At 48.4% G+C, this 10549-nt stretch carries 5 protein-coding genes; 3 read left to right on the top strand and 2 right to left on the bottom strand.

All coding sequences use genetic code 11. The features are described 5' to 3' along the window. Window positions 1–101 precede the first annotated feature (101 nt). Both HRU80_01105 and HRU80_01100 read right to left on the bottom strand, forming a co-directional pair. On the bottom strand, window positions 102–356 hold the full coding sequence (locus HRU80_01105) for a hypothetical protein (GenBank protein ID QOJ27534.1): 255 nt from the start codon (window positions 354–356) through the stop codon (window positions 102–104). A 2-nt stretch (window positions 357–358) separates the two neighbouring features. Beyond that, the gene (locus HRU80_01100) at window positions 359–2044 is read right to left on the bottom strand and encodes a proline--tRNA ligase (protein QOJ27533.1); all 1686 of its coding nucleotides are present in this window, start codon (window positions 2042–2044) and stop codon (window positions 359–361) included. A gap of 216 nt (window positions 2045–2260) precedes the next feature. Here HRU80_01100 and HRU80_01095 point away from each other — a divergent pair, with 216 nt between their 5' ends. The 3 genes from HRU80_01095 (at window position 2261) to HRU80_01085 (ending at window position 9868) form a co-directional block, all read left to right on the top strand. Next, a complete protein-coding gene (locus tag HRU80_01095; GenBank protein ID QOJ27532.1) occupies window positions 2261–4402 on the top strand; it encodes a hypothetical protein in 2142 nt (713 codons plus the stop codon). Window positions 4403–4599: 197 nt separating this feature from the next. Beyond that, window positions 4600–7044 (top strand): phosphodiester glycosidase family protein, encoded by a 2445-nt coding sequence (locus HRU80_01090; GenBank protein QOJ27531.1) that lies wholly within the window; start codon window positions 4600–4602, stop codon window positions 7042–7044. Window positions 7045–7177: 133 nt separating this feature from the next. Beyond that, a complete protein-coding gene (locus HRU80_01085) occupies window positions 7178–9868 on the top strand; it encodes an immune inhibitor A (protein ID QOJ27530.1) in 2691 nt (896 codons plus the stop codon). The last annotated feature ends 681 nt before the right edge of the window (window positions 9869–10549 follow it).

The following is a 10549-nucleotide window of genomic DNA, read 5'->3' as shown; positions in this document are numbered from 1 at the left end:
CATCTGCAACGTTCGCGCAAAAGTGCAAAGAAAAAGAAATGCTAAAGCAAAGTAGAGACACGCCGCGGCGTGTCTCTACGGTTTTAAAGGGGTTGGGAGAATTAGGACTTCAAATGGGGCGGTACAAATCCGCGGTAGGTGTCAAACTTTGAACTGTAGAAGATAATATTGAACTTTTTATCTCTGAGAGTGCCGCCGCTTGGGTAGAGATAAAACTCCTCTATGGTATCTGTCGGCTGATCAGAGGGGAGCCCGTTTTTCGTATAGAACTTTACCCGGTAAAAACCGAGTTCATACGTGCTGTTTTCAATCTGCGCGAGCAGATTATCATCTGAATAGTTGTGCAGATCATTCATGGTCAGCGAAGCACTTTCTGTAGATATGATTCAAGCTCTGTGATCGAAACATCTTCCCGTTCTCCGGTGGCGCGCAGTTTTACTTCAACCTTGCCTTCAGCAAGTTTCTTTTCTCCCACGATAACCTGAACCGGCATACCGAGAAGGTCTGCGTCATTAAACTTAAATCCTGCCTGTGCTTCACGGTCATCAAAGAGTACTTCATAACCTGCAGCAGCAAGTCTGGTATATAGTTCTTCTGATGCCTTCTGCACTCCTTCTTTCTTCATATTAAGACCAAGCAGATGAATGTGGAACGGAGCCAGGGCTTTATTCCAGATAATGCCCCGCTCGTCATGATGCTGCTCGATATAGCATGCCATCACACGCTCAACGCCGATGCCGTAACTGCCCATGATAATCGGTTTCTCAGTACCGTCTTCATCAAGGAATGTAGCGCCCATGGAGTCGGAATACTTGGTGCCGAGCTTAAAGATGTGGCCGAGTTCAATTGCGGTGAATACCTGCATTTCTTTTCCGCAGGAGGGGCATCCTTCACCGGATTTAACGGTACGCAGGTCAAAATACTCAATTCCTTCAGCATCACGCATCAGGTCAATACCGCCGATGTGGTAATCGTTTTTATTGGCGCCGCTGTAGAGATTGTTGCCGTCTTTCAGGCGGATATCAGCAATGATTCTCCCCTTAAAGCCGACCGGCCCGATAGAACCGGCATCTGCCCCGGTGATTTCAAGCAGTTCTTCAGGATGCGCTGGGCGCGGCTCCGAGCCGAGCACCTTCTGCAATTTGGTTTCGTTCACCTCATCATTACCGCACATCAGAACAAGCACGGCTTTACCGTCGGCGATATATACGCGGGACTTCGCGCATTCTTCCTCGCGGATTCTAAGGAATGCTGAGAGTTCGTCAATAGACTTTACATTCGGAGTATAAATCAGTTCGTTGGCTTTGCTTTCGGGATGGCGAGCCACTGATGCAGCCCGGGAAGCTGCCACTTCGACGTTGGCAGCATATCCGCAGTGCTCACAGTGTGCTACGGTATCTTCTCCGGCCTGAGCGTTAACCATAAACTCTTCCGAACCGCTTCCTCCCATTGCTCCGCTTGAAGCACCCACAACAAAGAATTTCAGTCCGCACCGGGTAAAAATATTCCGGTATGCCTGGTCGTGCAGCTGATATGACTTATCCAGCCCTTCCCAAGAAGAATCAAGTGAATAGGCATCTTTCATGGTAAACTGACGGCCGCGGAGAACACCGCTTTTAGGACGGGGTTCATTGCGGAACTTAGTCTGGATCTGATACCAGATTTGCGGCATTTCCTTATAAGAGCGGACAACCTTGCGTGCATGATAGGTTATAATTTCTTCATGGGTGGGAGCAAGGACGTAATCACGATTCTTAACGGTGAAAAGGATATCACCGAATGCGGCTACTCTTCCTGTTTCCTCCCAGATTTCTTTTGGGTTAAGCGCGGGGAGGTGGAACTCCTGGCCGCCGATGGCATCCATTTCCTCCCGGATAATTTCCATGACCTTTTTGGCTACACGGTATCCGAGGGGGAGGAAGGAGTAAATACCCGCACCCAGAGGGCGCATCATGCCTGCACGCAGCATAAACACATGACTTGGCACCACGGCATCGTTTGGCACTTCTTTTAGGGTCGGGATGAATATTTTACTCTGACGCATAGTAATTACATTGCTCTTGGTTAAGAATATCTGAAAATTTCAACCCCTAAGATACGGAAGAACGGGGCGAATTTCACGATTTTACACGTACTGCACATTTGGTTATTTCATAATTTCCTGCAATATTTGCAAGGGTTGTTCATGGATAAGGGTAAATTTTAAACTGGTAAACCCGGAGAGATCATCCTTAAAGTATTTCACATAGCAGTTTTCCTCATGACTGCCTCGGCTTTTTTTGCGCAGAATAGTGAGGTTTTTCCGCCGCCGAAAGAGAAACGCAGTTATCATGTTTTGCGGCAGACGGCACAAATAGTATTAGACGGTATTCTGAATGAGGAAGTATGGAAAATGACCCCGGGGGCGGGGGAATTTTTTCAGATAGATCCGCAGCAGGGAGCGCCCCCCGCGTTTCAGACCGATGTCCGCGTGTTTTTTGATGATGAGGCAATATATATTGGCGCGGTCTGTTATGATGAACCCGGGGGAAAAGGAATACGCACTCAGGGATTCAGGCGGGATTTTGAATTCTTTGAAACTGACTTCTTCGGAATCAATTTTGATACCTTTCTTGATGAAAAAACATCTCTTTCCTTTCAGTTAAATCCATACGGCGCGCTGCGTGATATACGGGTATTTGAGGACCTGCTGTTTGAAAGGAACTGGAATGCTGTATGGGATGCGCGGACGTCAATTAACGATTCAAGCTGGAACGCAGAAATTATCATCCCCTGGAAATCGCTCCGCTATCCATCGGAAAAAGAAGAATGGGGAATCAATTTCACCAGATCAATCAGAAGGATAAACCAGTTCACCGCGTGGTCGCTTTATCCGCGTGCATTTTCCGGCTACCGGATGGATTACGCGGGCAAACTCACCGGCATACAGCCGCCTCCGGCTCCGCTGAATGTTGATATTCAGCCATATATACTGGCATCCGATAACCGTTACTCTGATATTAAGGGCTATACCGCCGAGGCGGGAGTTGATGTGAAGTGGGCAATTAATCCGTTCTCAGTGCTTGATCTTACCTATAATACCGATTTTGCTCAGGCGGAAGTGGATAATCAGGTGATTAATCTTACCAGGTTTTCGCTGTTCTTTCCTGAGAAGCGGGGATTTTTTCTGGAGAACGAAAGACTGTTCACAACAGGATGGAGCAATTCGTTTTATCCTTTTTTCAGCAGGAGAATTGGGCTTGACGCAACCGGGAATCCGGTACCGGTAACGGGAGGAGCCCGGTATGTGAGTAAATCAACGGACAGGAATATAGGAGCGCTGTATATACATCAGGAGGCATCAGCCTTACAGCCCGGCTCCCACTTCGGAGTGCTTCGCCTGAAAGAGTTCACCGGAAACCGGTCAACACTCGGAGCGCTGATGACGGTGAGAAGTGATGAGGCATCCGCCGCGGCTCCGCAGGGAAAAACCAACGCAACGCTTTCAGCGGACGGATTTTTTCGCATCGGGAAAACGCTCTCCACGGAGTTTACTCTTTCCGGATCAAAAACCTGGCACGGGAAGGGAGACGGCTTTGCTCTTTATCACTCAATTGCCAATACCGCGTCATGGGGGGCGCTCGGGCTTGTTACCAATCTTATTTCAGCCAATTATCTTGCTGAAGCAGGTTACCAGATAGGCAGCAATATGATGATGGCGTATCCCTATGCATTCTTTAACCTCCGCCCCGGATGGAAGCCGGGGTATATACGGTCATTCGAACCGGGGGGCTTCGCGCAGTTTTATTATGAGGCGGGAAGCGGAAAACTGAGCGAGGGGTATATATCGCTTGTGCCGTTAACGGTGCGGCTTCAGGATAACACGCTGTTTGAGTCATACATAAACTATAATGTGCAGAGGGCACAGAGAAGCTTCCGGTTAAGCAACATCATTATAAACGAGGGGGAATATGAATATTTCCGGTACGCCCTTAAACTGACTTCGGATCAGTCGTATTTTATAGGAGCAAGTGTTCAGTATGATGACGGTGCATTTTATAACGGAACCCTGAGGCATTATAACGTGAAGTTCAGATATAATCCGGTGCCGCATCTGGTGGTTGCGTCGAATTGGGACTATTATCAGTTTAAGGAACTGGGAGCTCTGAGGGAAAACAAGGATGTTTCCGTTATTGCCCCTGAGCTGAGGATTTCAATGAACCCGCGTGCTCATCTGAATTTGTTTTATCAGTATAACTCATTAACAAAAACAGCGGCATTTAACATACGGGCGTCCTTTGAGTTTAAGCCCCTTTCGTATATATATATCGTGGTGAATGATGTTGCCACGACCATGACGCCTTCCCCCTCTGTTGAACAAAAACAGATAGTCTTAAAGGTTAATTACCGGCTCAGTAACTAATTGGTAATGAGCAGTCAGTAATTAGTAATGATTTCAGTGTTTAAATTCGAAATCAGGCGAGACTTTTCACGGGCTTAACAAATGCATAGCCGCGTGAAAATGTAACTCTGCTTAATTCATAATCCGGATTTCATACTTCATAATTCAGATTTCATACTTATTTTTGTGTTTACTATTTCCTTCAATTTGGTTGACAAATGAAACTTTCGGCTATACCTCTTCTTCTTGTTCTGATGGTCTCAGGACTCTTTCCCCAGAATCAGCAGGATACTATTGTCCACCGGACGGTGGGTCCCGGCGTAACTTATACGAAGCTGGTTGATTCCCTTATTCCCTGGAGCATTGATCTCCTCAGAGTTGATCTCACGAATCCATATATCAAGCTTGAAGCAGTAAAAGCGCTTGAGCGGATTTCAGGCGGACGGGAGCTTACAAGCGCCATGGCTGCCCGGCGTAATTTTTCAGGCCACTGGGTGGTGGGTGCCGTTAATGCGGATTTTTTTGAAGCTAACGGAGCTACCGTAAATACACATGTGGGGAACGGACTGATGACAAAACGGGAGAACGGCTGGCCTGCTTTTGGTTTTAACAATAACAATAATCTGAGCATTACGGTACCGGTTTTCGGCGGTAAGGTAATTTTCAGAAACGGCAGCAGTTCAAACTTCAGCGATATAAATACGGCGCGTGATACCGGAAAGATTTACTATTACAATACCTACTATGGCGTGACAACCGGTACTGACGGAAACGGTACTGAAGTGATGCTCCGCCCAATCGGCGGCTGGAGAATGAATGACACGGTTCTATGCGTGATTGATTCAGTTGCCACCGGCAGGGGAAGTCATCCTTTGTCAAATCACATCGTCCTTTCAGGAGCCGGAACCACTTCTGCACTGCTTGCAGGGCGTTCCGCTAAAGGAGATACGGTTAAGCTGATTATGAATCTGATGCCTTCCGTAAAAAATCTGATCGGAATGGTTGGCGGCAGGCCGGTGATTGTTGAAGACGGAGCAGTTGCAAACCTGAATCTTGGAGATCCTTTTGTAACAGCGCGCCATCCAAGAACCGGTGTTGGTTTTAATGCAGACACCACAACTCTCTTTCTCTTCACCGTTGACGGCAGACAGGTAGGACTGAGCGCCGGGATGAATCTGACTGAATTTGCAAATCTGATGATCAGGCATGGCGTTCATCAGGGAATCAATCTGGATGGCGGAGGTTCCACTGCAATGGTGGTACGCGGTGAGATTATGAACTCCCCGTCTGATCCCGGAGGAGAACGCTCTGTTGCCAATGCTCTTCTGGTAATCTCTGATGCACCTTCAGGATCACTGAGCCACATCGAGATCTTCCCGAAGATGGCAAAGGTGTTCGCGGGCAACAGTGTTACTTTTTCAGCTTCTGCTACGGATGAATATTATAATCCCATTCCCATACCTCCGGGCACGATAGGGTATACCCTGAGCAAGCCGACTCTCGGAACGGTAACGCAGGGGGGTATATATACCGCGGGAGCAGTGGCAGACACGGGTTACCTTATAGTCTCCTACGGCGGAATAAAAGACAGCGCGCTGATAATCTCAAAGGCACTCAACTATATCCAGGTGGTACCGAAGATGGCGGTCACTGATGTAACCCGCCTGCTTGCATTCACCGCCAAAGCGTTTGACACCGATTCAGTAGAGCAGGTAATTCCGCAGCAGAACTATACCTGGACCTCGACTGACACTCTTGTCGGGAAAATTGACGGAGTTGGACAGTTTAAGGGATTATCGCCCGGAACAACCAGGATTATTGCCCGTTTCCAGAACTTTGCTGATACCGCCACAGTGCGGGTTGAGGTGGGGATGGGATATCATTCGGTTGATTCAGTTGAGTCACTTGCCGGCTGGACGGTCGGGGGTGATAATTACGATTCAATATATACAGCCATTTCACTTGCTGATACCCTTTCTTCATCGGGAGGCAGTTCGCTCCGGCTTGATTACCGGTTTACCTTTGTGCAGGGGATGTATAATTATATTTATCTGAAAACCGACAGGGAGATATTCGGCGTACCCGACTCTATTCTGATTGATGTGAAGGGGGACGGGCCTTCGCACCGGATTTTCTTTGACTTTGAGGATGTGAACGGAGCAAAATACCGCACGATGGGGCATAAAACTCTTTCAAACCCGAATATCTTTGAAACCATCCGGGCAACGCTGCCGAAGAATGCATCAGTTGTTTATCCTCTCAGGCTTAAGGCGGTAACCCTTGTGATGGGAAGTTCCGGTGTTCCGGGCAATATATATACCGGATATCTGCATACCGACAACATCCGCACGAAGTATCCTCCCTTCACCGGGGTTGAAGATTTGCACGAAATACCCGATTCATTCGAGCTGCTGCAGAATTATCCGAATCCCTTTAATCCGAACACGGAAATCTCATTCGTACTGAAGAACAGAAGCCATGTACTGCTCAAAGTTCACGATACGCTCGGCAGGGAGATTGTTAAACTTGCGGACGGACTCTACGATCAGGGAAGGCATACCGTGCGTTTCAGCGGAAAACGCTTTGCCTCCGGGGTTTATATATATACCCTCACTCTGAACGGCGGGATGAGCATCAGCCGTAAGATGAGTCTGCTCAGGTAGCGGTTTTGTGAGGCAGAGGAGACCTGTGCTCCCGGAAGGGAAAAAGTTCCTCTGCCTCAGATTACCCCTGCTTTTTTCCTGAATTTCCCCTATTTTACCTGTTTATCTTCTTATTTAATCCGGAATACTGCCCATGAGCCGCTTTTTAGCCGCCTTGTTTTTATTGTTGATTTCCTTTACTGCCCAGAGCCAGGTCTTTAAGCAGGTGAAGGTATTTGTGCCGAACCCCCAGACCCAGCTCCGTGAAATGGAGGAGCTCGGCGCCGATGTTGAACATGCTATCGTTGAAAAAGACGGCAGTTATGTTATTTTTATGGATGACTATGCTTACCAGGAGCTGAACCGGCGCGGTTACCGGATGGACGTACTGATAGATGACTGGGCTGAGTATTTTGAAAAACTCCCCCGGATGAGCGAAACGGAAACTGCCGCGCTTAAACAGGAGAGTAAGGAAAAATACGGCGTTGAGGGATTTGGATTTGGCAGCCTTGCGGGATACTATACTTTTGCCGAAGCAATGGCCCAGCTTGACAGTATGAAGGCGAAGTATCCGAACCTGATAACTTCGAAGATGCAGGTCGGCACCACCGTTGAGAACCGTCCGATATATATGGTTAAAATCTCCGACAATCCTGATATGGATGAACCGGAGCCGGAAGCGCTTTACACCGCGATGCATCACGCGCGCGAACCGGGGGGAATGATGACCGTCATATACTTTATGTATTATCTTCTCGAAAACTATGCGACAAATCCTTCGGTGAAATATCTGGTGGATAACCGCCAGTTGTATTTTATTCCTGTTGTTAATCCTGACGGATATGAATATAACCGCAACACCAGCCCAAACGGCGGCGGAATGTGGCGCAAGAACCGCAAGAATAACGGCGGCTCATTTGGCATTGATCTTAACCGTAATTACGGACCACAGGCATACTGGAACGCTCCTAACGGCGGTTCAAGCACTTCACCATCTTCAGATACCTACCGGGGACCTTCGCCATTTTCCGAACCGGAAACTCAGGCAATGCGTGATCTGGTGAACAGCCGCAGATTCAGGGTTGCGCTTAACTATCATACCTACAGCAATCTGCTGATTTATCCTTACGGGGCGCTTTCACGCGAAACCCCCGACTCAATGATCTTCCGTGAATATGCGGCAGAGATGACGCAGTTTAACGGATACTCCCCCGGAACGGATATGCAGACCGTGGGCTATTCAACGCGCGGCAACAGTGACGATTATATGTATGACGGCGATCTTACCACCAGAGGAAAAGTACTGGCGATGACTCCGGAAGTGGGAACCACATCAGACGGATTCTGGCCGCCGCAGTCACGTATATATCCTCACGTGCAGGAAAATCTTTTTCCAAATCTTTATTACGCATGGGTTGCGGGGGACTATGTTTCAAAGAAGAATGTCAGTTACGACCGGCAGTATTTCGGTCAGGGGGAAACAGCGCAGATGTTTGTGCAGTTAAAAAACAAGGGACTCTCTGCAGCCTATAATCTGAGTCTTTCCCTTGCCAGCGCATCTGCCCAGATAACCACCGGAAGCGGAACCGTGCAGATTGACTCTATCAGCGCAAGAGGCGATTATCAGGTCACAGCACCACTGCCGTTTACCATTGCACCGGATGCGGCAATCGGCTCTGAGCATAAACTGGTTATCAGAATCAATTCACAGGGAGTTCTGATGAGCAGCGATACGGTGCGCATCGTAATCGGTATGCCGGTATATACATTTTTTGATACAACCAATAATCCGGCGGCACTGTGGACCATTGCGGCAAGTCCTTCAACACCGAGATGGGAAGCAACCACGCAAAGCTATAACAGTTCACCAAACTCTTATGCCGACAGCAAGGACGGCAACTATGTATCCAATGCAACGGTGACCATGACCTCAACCAATCCGATTGAAATGACCGGACTTCCGAATCCGCGTCTGACGTTCTGGACCCGCTGGTTCATAGAAGCAGACTGGGATGCCGGATTTGTAAAAATCTCAACCAATAACGGATCAACCTGGACTCCGCTTGCCGGAAGATATACCAAACCTGCGGCTGGACAGGGGAAACAGGTCCCCGCCGGAGCGCCTGTCTATGAAGGTACGATGAGCGGATGGGTTCAGGAAGAAATTGATCTCGGCTCCTATTCAGGACAAAATATTAAACTCCGTTTTGAACTTGGCACAGACGGCAGTTTGAATCAGGACGGCTGGTATATTGACGATATCGGTATATATACGTGGGGAGTAGTTCCGGTTGAACTGACATCGTTCACGGCTTCAGGCATAGGCACCTCAGCAGAACTGAGATGGATAACCGCCTCGGAAACCAATAACCGGGGCTTTGAGGTTCAGCGCTCGGTGAACGGAGCTGAATGGATAACCCTCGGCTGGAAAGCCGGCGCAGGCACCACAACTGAGTTGACCGAATACCGCTGGTCAGACAACAGCGCACCTGAAGGAACCGTTTATTACCGTCTGCTGCAGTATGACTATGACGGCAGTATGCGTATATACGGACCCGAAACAGCTGAGATAGGGGCTGTTACAGAGTTTTCACTCGGGCAGAATTATCCGAATCCGTTTAATCCGGTTACAACAATCAGATTCGCGCTGCCTGAGAAGTCAGATGTTTCACTCAGGGTCTTTGATGCACAGGGAAGCGAAGTAGCGGTTTTAGCAAGCGGTACCCGTGAGGCAGGCCGCCATGAAGTGCAGTTTGAAGCATCGAACCTTCCGAGCGGTGTTTACATTTACCGCCTTGAAGCAGGGAATTACCGTGAAAGCCGCAAGTTAATGCTGCTCAAATAGGTAATCTCCCAAGACGATTTTCGCGGAGACGAGGATGTACTGTTCTGAAAGGACAGGGCATCTTCGCCTCCGCTGATGATGGTTCTTCCTCATTAAAAGTCCCCTTACGATACCCCGCTGATTTATAATTCCTGCTGAGCGGGTGTTTTTATCAGACACCTCTCCGAATCCAGCCGCTCAGGAGTTCATTTTCTCTTTGTCTCAGACCATTCGCCTGAATATTCTCATCATCATTCTGTTCCCGCATTTTTTCAGATTTTTCCGTTCCTGATACCTTCCCAGTACATGTTTTAGCACGTCTCCGGGCTGAAAATTATGACTTTTTGAAAAAATGAAAGATTTGTGGTATAAAATGAAAGATTTGTGTTAACGCCTGCCCCTGCTTTTTCAGTTAATTAGCCCCCTCTGACACAGAGTTTTAAAAAATTGTGCTACAGGCAATGAAATCATCAGCAGTATTAAACCGGCAAAACAGACTATCGCCAGAAAACCGGAGCCGTCAGCAAAACGGAGGAAGCGAATCCGGCTGGCTGATATTATCCTTTCCTGCATTTCTTCACAGTTTCTTAATGGGCATAACAAGGGGGAGAGACTTCCGGCATAGGCCGCACTCTCAGTACTCATCCTTTCCCGGCCGGGAGCAAGCCCGACCGCCGGATCTGCCACACCCCGTTTGCGGAA

The organism is Ignavibacteriales bacterium, from assembly GCA_015709675.1.
Classification (GTDB): Bacteria; Bacteroidota; Ignavibacteria; order Ignavibacteriales; family Ignavibacteriaceae; genus H2-BAC3.
This window is presented reverse-complemented; position numbering and strand designations above follow the sequence as displayed.

Bases quoted from the DNA above. Each gene is read 5' to 3' on its own strand.
- HRU80_01105 (QOJ27534.1), bottom strand. From the start codon at position 356: ATGAATGATCTGCACAACTATTCAGATGATAATCTGCTCGCGCAGATT.
- HRU80_01100 (QOJ27533.1), bottom strand. From the start codon at position 2,044: ATGCGTCAGAGTAAAATATTCATCCCGACCCTAAAAGAAGTGCCAAAC.
- HRU80_01095 (QOJ27532.1), top strand. From the start codon at position 2,261: ATGACTGCCTCGGCTTTTTTTGCGCAGAATAGTGAGGTTTTTCCGCCG.
- HRU80_01090 (QOJ27531.1), top strand. From the start codon at position 4,600: ATGAAACTTTCGGCTATACCTCTTCTTCTTGTTCTGATGGTCTCAGGA.
- HRU80_01085 (QOJ27530.1), top strand. From the start codon at position 7,178: ATGAGCCGCTTTTTAGCCGCCTTGTTTTTATTGTTGATTTCCTTTACT.